Annotated in this window: 17 protein-coding genes; 7 read left to right on the top strand and 10 right to left on the bottom strand. The window is 65.4% G+C overall.

Features of this window, described 5'->3' with window-relative positions; genetic code table 11:
• Window positions 1-35: 35 nt before the first annotated feature.
• Genes atpD through WDM91_03655 form a run of 4 tightly spaced genes read right to left on the bottom strand, consistent with a single transcriptional unit; the run spans window position 36 to window position 4,508 of the window.
• Complete coding sequence (gene atpD, locus WDM91_03670; protein MEI9993672.1) at window positions 36-1,505, bottom strand: F0F1 ATP synthase subunit beta; 1,470 nt, start codon at window positions 1,503-1,505, stop codon at window positions 36-38.
• A 22-nt stretch (window positions 1,506-1,527) separates the two neighbouring features.
• Window positions 1,528-2,388, bottom strand: coding sequence for a F0F1 ATP synthase subunit gamma (locus WDM91_03665; GenBank protein ID MEI9993671.1), 861 nt, complete (start codon window positions 2,386-2,388; stop codon window positions 1,528-1,530).
• A gap of 18 nt (window positions 2,389-2,406) precedes the next feature.
• Window positions 2,407-3,948, bottom strand: a complete 1,542-nt coding sequence (atpA, locus tag WDM91_03660) for a F0F1 ATP synthase subunit alpha (GenBank protein ID MEI9993670.1) — start codon at window positions 3,946-3,948, stop codon at window positions 2,407-2,409.
• A gap of 2 nt (window positions 3,949-3,950) precedes the next feature.
• Window positions 3,951-4,508, bottom strand: coding sequence for a F0F1 ATP synthase subunit delta (locus WDM91_03655; GenBank protein MEI9993669.1), 558 nt, complete (start codon window positions 4,506-4,508; stop codon window positions 3,951-3,953).
• 274 nt (window positions 4,509-4,782) lie between these two features.
• Here WDM91_03655 and WDM91_03650 point away from each other — a divergent pair, with 274 nt between their 5' ends.
• Window positions 4,783-5,169, top strand: a complete 387-nt coding sequence (locus WDM91_03650; protein ID MEI9993668.1) for a hypothetical protein — start codon at window positions 4,783-4,785, stop codon at window positions 5,167-5,169.
• Here the strand turns inward: WDM91_03650 and WDM91_03645 are convergent.
• Window positions 5,107-5,562, bottom strand: coding sequence for a helix-turn-helix domain-containing protein (locus WDM91_03645; protein ID MEI9993667.1), 456 nt, complete (start codon window positions 5,560-5,562; stop codon window positions 5,107-5,109). The genes WDM91_03650 and WDM91_03645 overlap by 63 nt on opposite strands.
• 102 nt (window positions 5,563-5,664) lie before the next feature.
• Here WDM91_03645 and WDM91_03640 point away from each other — a divergent pair, with 102 nt between their 5' ends.
• The gene (locus tag WDM91_03640) at window positions 5,665-6,246 is read left to right on the top strand and encodes an NAD(P)H-dependent oxidoreductase (GenBank protein ID MEI9993666.1); all 582 of its coding nucleotides are present in this window, start codon (window positions 5,665-5,667) and stop codon (window positions 6,244-6,246) included.
• 35 nt (window positions 6,247-6,281) lie between these two features.
• Here WDM91_03640 and WDM91_03635 read toward each other — a convergent pair whose 3' ends face one another.
• A complete protein-coding gene (locus WDM91_03635) occupies window positions 6,282-8,474 on the bottom strand; it encodes an EAL domain-containing protein (protein ID MEI9993665.1) in 2,193 nt (730 codons plus the stop codon).
• 231 nt (window positions 8,475-8,705) lie between these two features.
• Window positions 8,706-9,497 (bottom strand): signal peptidase I, encoded by a 792-nt coding sequence (gene lepB, locus WDM91_03630; protein MEI9993664.1) that lies wholly within the window; start codon window positions 9,495-9,497, stop codon window positions 8,706-8,708.
• A 118-nt stretch (window positions 9,498-9,615) separates the two neighbouring features.
• Here lepB and queF point away from each other — a divergent pair, with 118 nt between their 5' ends.
• Window positions 9,616-10,068 carry a preQ(1) synthase gene (gene queF, locus WDM91_03625; GenBank protein ID MEI9993663.1) on the top strand — a complete coding sequence of 151 codons (453 nt, stop codon included), beginning with the start codon at window positions 9,616-9,618 and terminating at the stop codon, window positions 10,066-10,068.
• Window positions 10,068-10,535: a hypothetical protein gene (locus WDM91_03620; GenBank protein MEI9993662.1), complete on the top strand. Its 468-nt coding sequence runs from the start codon at window positions 10,068-10,070 to the stop codon at window positions 10,533-10,535. Before queF ends, WDM91_03620 begins: the two co-directional genes overlap by 1 nt.
• Here the strand turns inward: WDM91_03620 and WDM91_03615 are convergent.
• From WDM91_03615 to WDM91_03605, 3 genes are all read right to left on the bottom strand, one after another.
• Entirely contained in the window at window positions 10,532-11,131 is a 600-nt protein-coding gene (locus WDM91_03615) for a DNA-3-methyladenine glycosylase I (protein ID MEI9993661.1), read from the bottom strand. The two genes, WDM91_03620 and WDM91_03615, sit on opposite strands and share 4 nt — an antisense overlap.
• An 83-nt stretch (window positions 11,132-11,214) precedes the next feature.
• A complete protein-coding gene (locus tag WDM91_03610; GenBank protein MEI9993660.1) occupies window positions 11,215-11,703 on the bottom strand; it encodes a VOC family protein in 489 nt (162 codons plus the stop codon).
• Between the two features lie 65 nt (window positions 11,704-11,768).
• Complete coding sequence (locus WDM91_03605) at window positions 11,769-12,575, bottom strand: hypothetical protein (protein MEI9993659.1); 807 nt, start codon at window positions 12,573-12,575, stop codon at window positions 11,769-11,771.
• Between the two features lie 65 nt (window positions 12,576-12,640).
• Here WDM91_03605 and WDM91_03600 point away from each other — a divergent pair, with 65 nt between their 5' ends.
• The 3 genes from WDM91_03600 to WDM91_03590 are packed head-to-tail and all read left to right on the top strand — an operon-like array spanning window position 12,641 to window position 15,456.
• Window positions 12,641-13,978, top strand: coding sequence for a dihydroorotase (locus WDM91_03600; protein ID MEI9993658.1), 1,338 nt, complete (start codon window positions 12,641-12,643; stop codon window positions 13,976-13,978).
• Window positions 13,975-14,409 carry a PaaI family thioesterase gene (locus WDM91_03595; GenBank protein MEI9993657.1) on the top strand — a complete coding sequence of 145 codons (435 nt, stop codon included), beginning with the start codon at window positions 13,975-13,977 and terminating at the stop codon, window positions 14,407-14,409. Before WDM91_03600 ends, WDM91_03595 begins: the two co-directional genes overlap by 4 nt.
• Before the next feature lie 45 nt (window positions 14,410-14,454).
• Complete coding sequence (locus WDM91_03590; GenBank protein ID MEI9993656.1) at window positions 14,455-15,456, top strand: MDR family oxidoreductase; 1,002 nt, start codon at window positions 14,455-14,457, stop codon at window positions 15,454-15,456.
• The last annotated feature ends 2 nt before the right edge of the window (window positions 15,457-15,458 follow it).

Below are 15,458 nucleotides of genomic sequence, written 5' to 3'. Positions count from 1 at the left end.
TATTCGCTACTCCCTATTCGCTATTCGCCCAAATCTTACGCCGCTTCCGCTGCCATCTTCTGGGCCTTGGCCACCGCGTCGTCGATCGTGCCGACGTTGTAGAAGGCCTGCTCGGGCAGGTGGTCGAACTCGCCGTCGACGATCGCCTTGAAGGAGCGGATCGTGTCGGCCAGGGCGACGAACACGCCGGGCAGGTTGGTGAATTGCTCGGCCACGAAGAAGGGCTGGCTCAGGAAGCGCTGGATCTTGCGGGCGCGCGCCACGATCAGCTTGTCGTCTTCCGAAAGCTCGTCCATGCCCAGGATCGCGATGATGTCCTTCAGCGCCTTGTACTGCTGCAGCACTTCCTGGACGCGGCGGGCGACGGTGTAATGCTCCTCGCCGATGATGTTCGGGTCCATGATGCGCGACGACGAGTCCAGCGGATCCACCGCCGGGAAGATTGCCAGCGCGGCGATATCGCGGCTGAGCACGGTACGGGCGTCCAGATGCGCCATCGCGGTCGCGGGCGCCGGGTCGGTCATGTCGTCGGCCGGCACATAGATCGCCTGCACCGAGGTGATCGACCCCTTGTTGGTCGAGGTGATGCGTTCCTGCAGGTTGCCCATCTCGGAGGCCAAGGTCGGCTGGTAGCCCACCGCGCTCGGGATACGGCCGAGCAGGGCGGACACTTCCGAACCCGCCTGGGTGAAGCGGAAGATGTTGTCGATGAAGAGCAGCACGTCCTTGCCCTCGACGTCGCGGAAATACTCCGCCTGGGCGAGGCCGGTCAGCGCGACGCGGGCGCGGGCGCCCGGCGGCTCGTTCATCTGGCCGTAGACCAGCGTGCACTTGGAGCCTTCGGTCGAGCCGGTCTTCGGATCGATGTTCACCTTGGACTCGATCATCTCATGATAGAGGTCGTTGCCCTCGCGGGTGCGCTCGCCGACGCCGGCCAGCACGGAATAGCCGCCATAGGCCTTGGCGATGTTGTTGATCAGCTCCTGCATGGTCACGGTCTTGCCCACCCCGGCGCCCCCGAACAGGCCGATCTTGCCGCCCTTGGTGTAGGGACAGAGCAGGTCGATGACCTTGATGCCGGTGACGAGCACTTCGGCCGCGCCCGCCTGCTCGGCGAAGCTCGGGGCTTCGCGGTGGATCGACGACATGTGCGTGGTGGCGATCGGGCCGGCCTCGTCGATCGGCTCGCCGATGACGTTCATGATGCGGCCGAGCGTGGCCGGGCCGACGGGGACGCGGATCGGCGCGCCGGTGTCGGTGACTTCGGCGCCGCGCACGAGGCCTTCGGTGGTATCCATCGCGATGGCGCGCACTGCGTTCTGGCCCAGATGCTGGGCGACCTCGAACACCAGGCGGACCTTCTCGCCGGTCTTGGCGTCGACGTTCGTCGTCTCCAGGGCGTTCTGGATCGCCGGCAGCTCGCCGTCGAACTCGACGTCGACGACGGCGCCGATCACCTGGGTGAGGCGGCCTTTGGCGTTGGCGGGGATACCTTGAGCGGACATGGTCGGTCTCTTTCCTTGATCGTCAGAGGGCGGAAGCGCCGGAGATGATTTCGATCAGCTCCGTCGTGATCTTCGCCTGGCGGGTACGGTTCATCTGGATGGTCAATGCGTTGATCAGGTCGCCGGCGTTGCGCGTGGCGTTGTCCATCGCGGTCATCTGGGCCGCGAAGAAGCCGGCCTGGTTCTCGAGCAGCGCCGTCAGGAGCTGCACTGCGATGTTCTGCGGCAGCAGCTGTTCGAGGATCGTCGTCTCGTCCGGCTCGTATTCATAGAACGCGGCGGCATGCCCCGGCTCCGCGGCGGCCGGGATGAGCTGCAATGCGGTCGGCGTCTGGGTCACGACCGACTTGAAACGGCTGGAGAACAGCGTCACCACGTCGGTTTCGCCGGCGTTGTAGAGATCGATGATGCGTTTGGCGATAGGGCGGACGAGGCCGAGGCTCGGCGCCTTCTGGCCGACCTCGAAGGTCTCGACGAAGCGGCTGCCATAGAGGCGGCGCAGCTGGTCGCGGGCCTTGCGGCCGATGACCAGGATCTTCACGTCCTTGCCGTCGGCGATGAGGCTGGCGATGCGCTCGCGCGCGGCGCGGACGATGCCCGAATTGAAGCCGCCGGCGAGGCCGCGATCGGCCGTCGCCACGACGATCAGGTGACGCCGGTCCTTGCCGGTGCCGGCCAGCAGCAGCGGTGCGTCGGGGCCCGTGATCCCGGCCGCGAGATTCGCGATCACCGCGCTCATGCGCGTGGCATAAGGCTTGGCTGCCTCGGCGGCGGCCTGCGCGCGGCGCAGCTTCGCGGCCGCCACCATCTGCAGCGCCTTGGTGATCTTCTGCGTGGATCGGACGGAGCCGATCCGGGTGCGCATTTCCTTGACGGTTGCCATGGCGTGAGCCTTCCGGTCTTAGGCCGCGAAGGTTTTCGCGAAGTCGGCCAGCGCGCTCTTCAGCCTGTTCTCGATGTCCGGCGTCAGGGCCTTGCCGGTGCGGATGTCGTTCAAGATGTCGGCATGGCTCGCCTTGAGCTTGGAGATCAGGGCGTCCTGATAGGCGCCGACCTTGTTCGTCGGGATCGGATCGAGATAGCCGCGGGTGCCGGCATAGATCACCACCACCTGTTCCTCGACCGCGAAGGGCTTGTATTGCGGCTGCTTAAGCAGCTCGGTCAGGCGCTCGCCGCGCGCCAGCATCTTCTGGGTCGAAGCGTCGAGGTCGGAGCCGAACTTCGCGAAGGCGGCCATCTCGCGGTACTGCGCGAGTTCGCCCTTGATCGGGCCGGACGCGGTCTTCATCGCCTTGATCTGCGCCGACGAGCCCACGCGCGACACCGAGATGCCGACATTCACCGCCGGACGGATGCCCTGGTAGAACAGATCGGTCTCCAGGAAGATCTGGCCGTCGGTGATCGAGATCACGTTGGTCGGGATGTAGGCCGAGACGTCGTTGGCCTGGGTCTCGATGACGGGCAGGGCGGTCAGCGAGCCCGAGCCGTTGTCCTCGTTCAGCTTGGCGGCGCGCTCCAGCAGGCGGCTGTGCAGGTAGAACACGTCGCCCGGATAGGCTTCGCGGCCCGGCGGGCGGCGCAGCAGCAGCGACATCTGGCGATAGGCGACGGCCTGCTTGGAGAGGTCATCATAGATGATCAGCGCGTGCATGCCGTTGTCGCGGAACCACTCGCCCATCGCGCAGCCCGAGAACGGCGCGAGGAACTGCAGCGGCGCCGAGTCCGACGCGGTGGCGGCGACGATGATCGTGTATTCGAGCGCGCCCGCATCCTCGAGCGTCTTGACGAGCTGCGCCACGGTGGAGCGCTTCTGGCCGATCGCGACGTAGATGCAATAGAGCTTGGCGCCTTCGTCCGTACCCTTGTTGATCGTCTTCTGGTTGATGATCGTGTCGACGGCGACGGCGGTCTTGCCGGTCTGGCGGTCGCCGATGATCAGCTCGCGCTGGCCGCGGCCGATCGGGATCAGGGAGTCGATGGCCTTGAGGCCGGTCTGCACCGGCTCATGCACCGATTTGCGCGGGATGATGCCCGGCGCCTTCACGTCGACGCGGCGGCGCTCGGCGATGCCGGCAGCATCGAGTGGGCCCTTGCCGTCGATCGGGTTGCCCAGCGCATCGACGACGCGGCCGAGCAGGCCCTTGCCGACCGGCACGTCCACGATGGCACGGGTGCGCTTGACGGTATCGCCTTCCTTGATCGTGCTGTCGTTGCCGAAGATCACGACGCCGACATTGTCGCTCTCGAGGTTCAGGGCCATGCCCTTGATGCCGCCTGGGAACTCGACCATCTCGCCGGCCTGGACGTTGTCGAGGCCGTAGACGCGCGCGATGCCGTCGCCGACGCTGAGCACCTGGCCGACTTCGCTGACCTCGGCCTCGGTGCCGAAATTCTGGATCTCACGCTTCAGGATGGCGGAGATTTCAGAGGGGTTGATGTCCATCGTCAGTTACCTCTCATGGCGGCGCGCAGGCTCGTGAGCTTGGTGCGCAAGGATGAATCGATCATGCGCGATCCCACCTTGACGACGAGGCCGCCGAGCAGGGAAGGATCGACTTTGGTTTCGAGGCGCGGCTCGCGGCCGAGCTTCGCCTTGAGCGCCGCCTTCAGCTCGGCGATCTCGCCGTCGTTGAGATTGCGGGCGCTGGTGACCAGGGCGAGGACTTCGCCGCGACGGCCCGCAAGCAGGCGCTCGAAGGCGGCGATGATGTCCGCGAGGAAGAACAGGCGGCGCTTGGCGGTCAGCAGCAGGACGAACTGCGTCGTCAGCGGCGCCGCGTCCATCTTGGCGAGCACCGCCTTCATCGCCTTGCCCTGTTCTTCGTGGCCGAACACCGGCGAGCGGACCAGGCGGGCGAAATCCGTGCTCTGCTGCATCATCCGGCGCAGCGACGCGAAATCCTGCTCCAGCGCCGGAATGGCCTTGCCGTCCTGGGCCAGCTCGAAAATGGCGGTCGCATAGCGCCCTGCCAGTCCGACTTCGCGGGTCTGTTCCGTAGCCACGTCCGCCCTTCAAAGCTCGGCCGCTTTCGTCCGCGTGCCGGTTATAACCGTATGAATTCTTTGGTGAATTTCCACCGCTCGCGAGTCAGTGCCCGCGCGCGCGATGCAGTTAGCACGCGTGTTACGCCCGCGCAACAATGTGCCACTAGCCGTGGTGTCGCGGGGCGCAAAAGCTACCACTCTGCGAACGCGAAAGGGTTCGCTAACCACGCTTCTGAGGCACGCCTTAAGATGTCGCAGCGCATGCTCTGCAGCACACACAAGGCAGAAAGCCATGCAAGAGCGCGTTCTGGGAGCATTCAAGCAAGTCGTCGGGTTCCTCGTGCAGGGCATGGACTTCGAAGCCGACAGTTGGCGCGCCTTCGAGGGCGAGATGCGCGAGCTGATCGCGCCGTACATGCCGGCGCTCGCCCTGCGCCGCGCCAAGCTTCTCGACGGCTCCGATGGAGTCCGCTGGTCCACCGAATTGGACGATTTCATGCGCGCAAATCTCTGGCCCCATCTGGGCGACGAGCGGGCCTTCGCGGAGCGCAACCAGATCTTCGTCACGCTGATGGTGGATGTCGCGATTGCGGAAGAGCAGGGCCGCGCCGCCGCGTCACGCGCCGAAGCGTTTGCGTTCGCCCGCCGCCACGCCGTGACCCGCGCCGGCCAGGGCTGACCGGATCGCGATCTTCCTGTCCTTCCTGACGGCGCCGGCATCGAATTTGGCGCGTGCTGCGTCGATCTTGGCGATATTGTTCAGCGCCCAATCGCCCAATCCGGTCACCGGCACGAGCAGCGAGCGGCCGAGAGCTGTCAGTTCGTAGTCCACCCGGGGCGGGATCGTCGGGAAGACCGTGCGCGTGACGAGGCCGTCGCGCTCCAGTCCGCGGAGCGTCAGCGTCAGCATGCGCTGCGAGATGCCGCCGATCTCGCGCTTGAGCTCGTTGAACCGCATGGGGCGAGGGCCAAGCCGGCTGACGATCAGCACCGACCATTTGTCGCCGATCCGCGCCAGCACGCCCGATACGGCGCGGCAGTCGCCGGTTTCATGCATGTTACCCTGTTTCATCCGCGTGCCTTCTTGCGCCCGTCCGCGACAGGCATCATCTTAGTCTCGGTTACGATTTGTTACTTGGCAACAAACAGATACTTTATCAAGGAGAGCCGCCCCATGGCCCTGAAGCTTCACACCGTCATTTCCAGCACGCGGCCCGGCCGGGTCGGTCCGGCGATCGCGCAATGGTTTCATGAGGCCGCCAAGGCGCATGGCACGTTCGATGCCGAACTCGTTGACATCGCCGCGTTCGGGCTCCCGGTCTATGACGAGCCGCACCATCCCATGCGCCGGCAATACGAGCGGGAGCACACCAAGAGGTGGTCGGCCAGCGTCAACGCCGCCGACGCCCTCGTCTTCGTGCTGCCGGAATATAATTACTCGGCGCCGCCGGCCTTCGTGAACGCGCTCGATTACCTGTTCTGGGAATGGCAGTACAAGCCGGTGGCGTTCGTGAGCTATGGCGGCGTGTCGGGCGGGCTGCGCGCGGCGCAGACGGCGCGGCTGCAGGTTTCGACCCTCAAGATGATGCCGATCCCTGAAGGCGTCGCGATTCCGAACTTCTTCAGCCAGCTCAAGGACGGCAAGTTCGAGGGCAGCGAACTGAACCAGCAGGGCGTCGCGGCGACGCTCAACGAGCTGCACAAATGGGCCGAAGCCCTGACCGGGTTGCGCGAGGGCGTACGGGGAAAGAAGTAGAGATCGGCTTCGGGGCTCCCGGCGGAGCCCCGAAGTCAGCCCGTGCTGCGCTCGGCCGCGGCGACGTTCGGAGGAAGGGACAGGTTGAAGCGGCGGCCGAACTCCTCCGCCGTCATGGGACGTCCGAAAAGATACCCTTGCCCTTCTTCACACCCCTTCTTGCGCAGGCGCGCCAGTTGCTCCTCGGTTTCGACGCCCTCGGCGATCACCTCCAGCCCGAAGCTCCGTCCCAGATACAGAATGGCCCTGACGATGGCCGCGTCCGTCGGTGATTCGCACATGCCGCGGACAAAGGTCTGGTCCACCTTCAGCCTGTTCAGGGGATAGCGCTTGAGCATGCTGAGGGATGCGTATCCCGTGCCGTAATCGTCGAACGCGATCCCGACGCCCTCGGCGTGAAGCTCGCGCAGCGGCCCGATCATCTCGTCGTCATGCCGCAGGATGATGTTTTCGGTGATTTCGAGCTCCAGGGCGTTGGGCGGCAACTCGAACTCGTCAAGCGCGGCGCGGACCTTGTGCGCCAGATCGCCGGTGCCGAACTGCGCGCCGAACAGATTGACGCCCATGCGAAATGCCGGCGAACTCGCTTTGCGCCATTCCGCCGCCTGCCTGCAGGCCGACCTGATCGCCCATTCCCCGACCGAGGCCGCCAGCCGGCTCGTCTCCAATGCGGGCAGGAACGCAGCCGGCGTGATGAGGCCCCGCTGCGGATGGCGCCAGCGCAACAGCGCTTCCGCGCCCACCAATGCGCCGTCGGAAAGCCTCACCTGCGGCTGGTAGAAGAGTTCAAACTCGCCCTCTTCGCGGGCCCGGCGAAGCTCGGCCTGATAGGCGTGCTTGAGGGACGCGGCCGCCCGCAACGCGGGCGTGAAGAAGCGCCGGCAATGCCGCCCTTCGGCTTTGGCCTGGTAGAGCGCCAGATCGGCATTGGAGAGAAGCTCCTGCGGCGTCGATCCATGGGCCGGAAAAAGCGCGATTCCGACGCTCGCCCCGATGACCACCGGCTGGCCTTCGACGGTCAAAATGCCCGAAACGCTTTCGATGGCGGCGTCCGCGATGTCGGCGGCGCGCAAGGGATCTCCCATGCCCGGAATCAGGATGGCGAACTCGTCTCCGCCCATGCGAGCGACCGTATCGCTCGGCCGCACGCTGGCGAGAAGGCGCTGGGCGACATTGGTCAGGACCGCGTCGCCGGCCGAGTGGCCGAGGCTGTCGTTCACGTCCTTGAAGCCGTCGAGATCGACCAGCATGACGCAGACCGCCTCTTCGTTCTGCAAGACGTCGTCGATGCGGGTCCGGAACAGGGTCCGGTTGGGCAGCTCGGTCAGAGGATCCAGATGCGCGAGCCGGAACAGCCTTATCTCATTGCTGCGCCGCTCGGTGATATCCCGCAGGATGGCACCGAAGCTGGTATGCTCCTCTTCCCGCCACATGGAGACCGAAAGCTCGACCGCCACGGCCGTGCCGGATTTGCGGCGCACTTCGACTTCCGCCGTGCGTCCTTCGACCAGGGATTCGTTGTTCGCGGCGAGATAGCGGAGCCGCTCCATGATCTGGCTGGAGGCGATCCTGTCGACGGTCTCGCCCAGGATTTCGTCGGCTGTAAAGCCCAGGAGCTTCTCGGCCGCCTTGTTCCAGAACGTGACCAAGCCCCGTTCGTCGGCACAGATGATCGCGTCGGGCGACGTCGCGGCGATGTTCTCGAAACGATTCTGGCTCGCGCGCCGCGCCAGTTCCAGCCGGCGGAGCTCGAGCTTGTCCAGCACCAGGGCGGCGAGATCCGACAGATTGCGGTGCTCGCTCGCGTCGAAGGTCGCATGCGGCTTGGTGTCGATGATGCAAAGCGTTCCGATCTTTTGGCCGGATGGCGCGCGCAAGGGCGCGCCGGCGTAAAAGCGGATGTGCGGCGCGCCGGTCACCAAGGGACTGTTGTAGAAGCGCGAGTCCTTGGTCGCATCCGGCACGACCATGATGTCGTCGCGCCGGATGGCATGCGCGCAAAACGAAACGTCGCGCGCGGTCTCGCAGACGTCCAGCCCCACGCGCGCGGCGAAAAGCTGGCGCTCGGCTTCCACGAGCGAGACCAGCGCGATCGGGACGTCGAAGACATGGGCCGTGAGCTGGACCAGCCGATCGAAGCCGGGTTCGGCCAGTGCCACGTCGATCCCATACTCGTCGAGCGCCGCAAGCCGGTTCTTTTCTTCCATCGGCAAAGAGGCAGCGACCACGTGGAGCTCCACAGCTACGGCGAGGTCAACCTAGAATTGCAACGCTAATGTCCGGTTAGCAAAAGGATGTTTCACAAAATAGAAGCGGACAATTCGAAAGGAACTTTTCGCAGATATTTCGCAGATATCAGGAGCAAACATGCCATTTCCGCCTTTGCGGACCGTCTCGGCAAATGCGTTTTGGAAGAACCGAAGGCGCCCCGGCAAACGACCGGGAACCGTTGCCTCGGCTCAGTTCACCCCGTTGAACACGCGCGACAGGCGAATTTCGCCCAGCCAGGTCCAGAAGGCGTGCGCGTTGAGGAAATCGTAGGACCCCACCACGAATTCGGCACGGCCGACGAGATTCTCCATTGGCACGAAGCCCACGCCGCCATTCTCGGCCGCGACGCGGCTGTCCAGCGAATTGTCGCGATTGTCGCCCATCATGAAGACATGGCCAGCCGGCACGGTGAACTGCTCCGTGTCGTCCAGCGCCCCGCTCCAGGTCCATTTGTAGATCGGATGCGTGCGTCCGCCCGGCAGCGTTTCGATGAAGCGCGGCGAATCGGTGATCGCGCCATCCTCGCTTTCGACCTGGCCCAGCCCGTCGGCCTTGAGCGGTAATTCCTTGCCGTTGATCCAGAGCCGGCCACCGATCATCTGGACATGGTCGCCGGGCAGCCCGATGACGCGCTTGATATAGGTCTGCTTGGGATCGCGCGGCAGGCGGAAGACGACGACGTCGCCGCGCTGCGGCACGCTGCCGAGCAGCCGCGCATCGGAAGCCGGTCCCAGGCCGAAGGGCACCGAATAGCGGCTGTAGCCATAGGGATATTTCGCGGCGATGAAGGCGTCGCCGATCGCCAGTGTCGGCTGCATGGAGCCGGACGGGACATAGAAAGGCTGCGCGATGGTGGTGGTCGACGCGAAGGTGATCAGGACGATCGCGACCGGCTCCAGGACCGCCCGTGCCACGCCCTTGCCGTCCTTGGCGCCCAGGATGCGCTTGGTGCGCTCCCAAGCCGTTGTCATGACCGTCATGCGTCGTCCTGCTTCTGTGATCCTGGGAACTTCGATATTCGCGCCGGCGAATTCAAGGTCACCATAGCCAGGAAAAGGTTTCCTTGACGGAAATTCATCTCCCTGCCAAAGCCTTGCCATGACGAAAAAACTGACGCAACTGGGCCGCTCCGTGGGCCTTCCGGCCTCGCCGGAGGAGGCGCGTCTGGAAGCCGTGCCCAATCCGCATCCGGATGCGCCCTATATCGTGCGCTTCACGGCACCGGAATTCACCTCGCTTTGTCCGGTGACCGGACAGCCCGACTTCGCGCATTTCGTGATCGACTATGCGCCGGCAAAGGCGATCGTCGAGTCGAAATCGCTCAAATTGTTCCTCGGCAGCTTCCGCAACCATGCCGCCTTCCACGAAGACTGCACCGTCTCGGTCGGCAAGCGCATCGTTGCGGCGATCAAGCCGCGCTATCTGCGCATCGCGGGCTATTGGTATCCGCGCGGCGGGATGCCGATCGACGTGTTCTGGCAGACGGGAACGCTGCCCGCCGGAGCCTGGCTGCCGGACACCGGCGTCGCGCCCTATCGCGGGCGCGGCTGATGCGTGTCGCAGTTGTTCCCGTGACCGCGGCGGAGAAGCCGCTTCTGTGGGACCGGTTGCAGGACTACATCGAAGAGATGACCGCCTATGTCGCGCTCGAGCGGGCCGACGGCGTATACGACTATCCGGTGTTCGATCTGTACTGGAAAGAGCCCGACCGGTTTGCGTTTTGGGCCGTCGCCGATGGCGCGCGCGCCGCCTTTGCGCTGGTCCATCGCGGTGAGCGCACCGAGATGGCGGAGTTCTACAGCTTTCCCGCGTTTCGTCGGAGCGGCGTCGCGTTCGACTTCGCGCGGCAGATATTGAAGCGCTTCCCCGGCCCTTGGACGCTCTCCGAGTTCGCCGCGAACAGCGGCGCCGTGGCGTTCTGGCATAAGGTGATCTCAGATTATCCGTATGCGGAGCGAACCTATGTCGGCGGCTCGGGTCAGGGGCGTCTGGAACAGAACTTCACGGTTCCAGGCTAGGGCGTGCCGCGCCGGCCCAGCTTGGCGCACGCCGCATGGCGGTGGCAGGACACGACATGGTCGTTGACCATGCCCACCGCCTGCGCGAAGGCATAGACGATCACGGGCCCCACGAAGTTGAAGCCGCGCGATTTGAGGTCTTTTGACAGAGCCTGGCTCATCGGGGTCTGTGCCGGCACCTGGCCCAGCGTCTTGAACGCATTCTGCGTCGGCTTGCCGTCGACGTGCTTCCAGATGAAATCGCGGAAGCCGCCCGGCTCTTTCGCCTCGATGTCGAGCCAGAGCTGCGCGCCCTTGATCGCCGCCTTGATCTTCGCCTCGGAGCGGATGATGCCGGCATCTTTCAGCAGGCGGTTCATCTCGCGCTTGCCGTAGCGCGCGATCTTCTCCGGATCGAAATGGTCGAAGGCGGCGCGGAAATTGTCGCGCTTGCGCAGGATGGTGATCCAGGCGAGACCCGCCTGGAAGCCGTCGAGCACCAGCTTCTCGTAGAGCGCGCGGGACTCGTATTCCGGCACGCCCCATTCGTCGTCGTGATAGGCGACATAGATCGGTTCCTTCACCGACCAGGCGCAGCGGACAATCTCGGCCTTCAATGCACGTGATCGCAGTGAACAATGTGCGCTTCGCCGGCGCTCGTCATCAGCGTGATCGCGATGCGTGTCCTGGATCGCATGACTTACTTTCTGGCCTTCTTCTTTTTGACCTTGGCTTTCTTGGCCAGTTTTTTCGCCGCCGTCTTCGCGACCTTCTTCACCGGCTTGCGCGCCGCCTGCGTCTTGGCCGGCTTGGGCGAGGGATGCAGCGTCGCCTCGATCTTGTTGCCGTCGAGGTCGTAGATGAAGGCGCCGTAATAATCGGGGCCATAGTCGGCACGTGGGCCGGGCTCACCGTTGTTGCTGCCGCCTTCACGCAGCGCCACCTCGTGGAATTTCAGGACCTGTGCCTTGCTTTTCGCGCTGAAGCCCAGATGCGTGCCGTTGCCGGCGCTCGTCGGTTTTCCATTGTGGGCCCCACCGATCCAGAACTCCGGATGGTCCGTGCCGTAGCCGATGGCGTGCGGGGAATAGTCCGCGACGCGTTTGTAGCCGAGCGTGCCCAGCACGGCGTCATAGAATTTCGCCGCGCGCGCGACATCGGTCACGCCGACGGAGACATGATGGAGCATGGCGTTCTCCTTGAATGACGAGGGGATTCAATCGAGACGAACGAGAGACCTGCGCTCGCGCGCCGTCAAGCGAAAAGCCATGATGGCTTGAACAATTCGATCGCATTGCTGCCAACCGTGGCAGGAGCCCCTTGCGCCTCTTCGAGGCGGTCGAGACGGATCAGTGCGAAGCCGGTCCCGTCCGCGCTGGCGACGATCTCGCCGATGTCCTTGCCGCCGGCCGTGACGGTGGCACCGGGGACACCAAGCGCGCCGGCGACGGGCAGTAGCCGCTTGCGTGCCGTGCCGCGATGCTTCATCCGCGCCGTCAGCTCCTGGCCGACATAGCAGCCTTTCCGGAAGTCGACGGCGTTCAGCTCATCGAGCCCTGCGTCGAGCGCGAACATCCTGTCCGAGCCGAAATCGCCGGCCTCTGGCACGCCGAGCACGCGGCGGTGCCGGTGGTACGGTGCAGCGGGCAGGACGTCCTTGCGCATCTCGGCCTTTGCGACGATCGCCCGTCTGCCGAGCGCGGGCAGTCGGGGATCGGGGTAGGCGATGGCGTATTTGGCCTCGTCCCCCTCCCATTCCGCCAGCACGGCCAATTGGTCGCGCGGTTCGAGGATCACCTTGGCTCGAAGCTTGTAGAGGCCGAGCCGCTTGAGCAACGCATCGCGCGCGGTCGCGGCGCAATCGATCAGGATGGCGGCGTCGCCCTCGACCAGGAAGAAGTCGAACAGGATCTTGCCCTGCGGGGTCAGGAGCGCGGCGTAGACACCCCGCCCCGGCTCGAGGCGCTCCACGTCATTGGTGATCAGGCCTTGCAGGAAGCTGCGCGCATCGGCGCCCGAAACGGCAAGCACGGCACGGTCTTCGAGATGGGCGATCGGCATGGAACAACAAGTAATGGGCTCCGCAGAGGTTGCCAAGGGAAGGGGCAAGGGGCTACCCCTTCGCCATGTCGGAAACCTTTGATCTCCTTATCCGCGGCGGGGTTGTTGCCACGCCAAATGGCCTCGCAGAGGGCGATGTCGGCGTCGTCGGCGGCAAGATCGCCGCCATCGGCGCGCTGGGCGGCGCCAAAGCCGCCGAAATCTTCGAGGCGAAAGGCCTCCACGTCCTTCCCGGCGTGATCGACAGCCAGTGCCATTTCCGCGAGCCCGGCAACGAGCACAAGGAAGACCTGGAGAGCGGCAGCCGCGCCGCGGTGCTGGGCGGCGTCACGGGCGTCTTCGAGATGCCCAATACCAATCCGCCCACCACCACCCGCGCCGCGATCGAGGACAAGCTCGCACGTGCCGGGAATCGCATGCATTGCGACTACGCCTTCTATGTCGGCGCATCGCCGGCCAATATCGGCGCCCTGGCGGAGCTCGAGCGCCTGCCGGGCGTCGCCGGCGTGAAGGCCTTCCTGGGCTCCTCCACCGGCACGCTGTTGCTCGACCATGAGAGCGACATCGCCGCGATGCTGCGCGCCGGTCGCCGCCGCGTCGCGGTGCATTCGGAAGACGAAGACCGCCTCAAGGCCCGCAAGCATCTCGCGCTCCCCGGCGACCCGCGCAGCCATCCCGTCTGGCGCGATGCCGAGGCGGCGCGCATGTCGACGGAGCGCGTAATCCGTCTCGCGCGCGCCGCTGGCCGGCGGCTGCATGTCCTGCACGTGACGACAGCGGACGAGATTCCGCTCCTGGCCGAGGCCAAGGAGATTTGCACCGCCGAGACCACGCCGCAGCATCTCACCCTGGCGGCGCCCGAGTGCTACGAGCGGCTGGGCACCTATGCCCAGATGAACCCACCGATCCGCGATGCCGCGCATCGTGCGGCACTGTGGGACGCGGTCAATCAGGGCGTGATCGACGTCATCGGCTCCGACCATGCGCCGCACAGCCGCGCCGAAAAGGACAAGACCTATCCCGACACGCCGTCCGGCATGCCCGGCGTGCAGACGCTGGTGACCATCCTGCTCGACCATGTGAACGCCGGCCGCCTGACGCTGGAGCGGTTCGTCGATCTCACCAGCGCCGGCGCGGCCCGCATCTTCGGCATTGCCGGCAAAGGGCGCATCGCGCGCGGCTACGACGCCGATTTCACGATCGTCGACCTCAAGGCGAAACACCGGATCGAGAATGCTTGGATCGCATCGAAATGCGGCTGGACGCCGTTCGACGGCATGGAGACGACCGGCTGGGCGCTTGCCACGATCATCCGCGGCAAGACGGTCATGCGCGATCGCGTGCTGACGCTGGGCGGGCAGGGGCAGCCGATCCAGTTCACCGAAACGCTGGAGCCGCGATGACCTGGGCGACCGAGCGTCTTGACGCGCTGATCGCGGGCCGCGCTGAAGCGCCGCCCGTCGTGCAGACGCTGCGGCTCGGCCTGCTCGATGCCTGGGAGGAGGGCTGGGTCGGCAAGCGCTGGGAGCCCGATCCCGACCTGCTCAACGGCGACGGCACGCTGTTCGGCGGCTATATCGCGGCGCTGGCGGACCAGATGCTCGGCTTCGCCGCCATGACCGTGATCCCGGAAGGCAGCGCCTTCCGAACGATCAATCTCAACGTCCAGTTCCTGCGCGTCGGGCGCGCGCATCCCATCCTCGCCGAGGCCCGCGTGATCTCGCACACCAAGTCGCTGATCACCGCGGAAGCCGACTTCTACCGTGAGGCGGACAAGGAGCTGATCGCCCGGGCCGGCGCGCAGCAAATGGTGCTGCCCTTTGTAACGCCTTGACGGAGGCGGCGAATTCGGGTCGCCTCCGGGTTAACGGAAAATTAGGTGGGCAGAAGCCGTATGAAAAGCCGGTTCAAGGCGATCCTTTTGCGCAAGGATGGCGACAAGCAGACCGCCGAAGATGTGGAGCTGTCGCCCGACGATCTGATGCCCGGCGACGTGACGGTCGCGGTGTCGCATTCCACAGTCAACTATAAGGACGGGCTGGCGCTGACCGGGCGTTCGCCGGTGGTCCGCAAATTTCCGATGATCCCTGGCGTCGATCTCGCCGGCACGGTCGAGGAATCGTCGAACCCTGCCTTCAAGCCCGGCGACAAGGTTGTGTTGAACGGCTTCGGCCTCTCTGAAGTGCATTATGGAGGATATTCCGAGCTGGCGCGCGTGAAGGGCGACTGGCTTGTGCCGCTGCCCGCCGCGTTCACGCCGGCGCAGGCGATGGCGATCGGCACCGCCGGATACACGGCGATGCTCTGCGTTCTGGCGCTGGAGGAAGCGGGCGTTGCGCCCGCTAAAGGCGCGATCGTCGTGACGGGCGCCAGCGGCGGCGTCGGCTCCGTCGCCGTCTCGCTGCTGGCCAAACTCGGCTACAAGGTCATCGCGTCGACGGGGCGGCCGGAAGAAGCGGCTTATCTGAAGGATCTCGGCGCTGTCGAAATCATCCCGCGCAGCGAGCTCGCCGCCGACCCGCGGCCGCTGGCCAAGGAGCGCTGGGCGGGCGGTGTCGACAGTGTCGGCTCCAAGACCCTGGCCAATGTCATCGCCGCAACCTCTTATGGCGGTGCGGTGGCGGCCTGCGGGCTTGCCGGCGGCATGGACTTGCCGACCAGCGTGGCACCTTTCATCCTGCGCGGCGTTTCGTTGCTCGGTATCGACTCGGTGCAGGCGCCCAAGGCCAGGCGCATCCACGCCTGGGAACGCCTGGCCCGTGACCTCGATACCGCCAAGCTGGCGGAAATGACTCACACCATCCCGCTTTCCGGCGTGCGCAAGGCTGCCGAGGACATTCTCGCTGGCAAGATCCGCGGCCGCCTGGTCGTGGAAATATAATC

The organism is Rhizomicrobium sp., from assembly GCA_037200385.1.
Classification (GTDB): Bacteria; Pseudomonadota; Alphaproteobacteria; order Micropepsales; family Micropepsaceae; genus Rhizomicrobium.
This window is presented reverse-complemented; position numbering and strand designations above follow the sequence as displayed.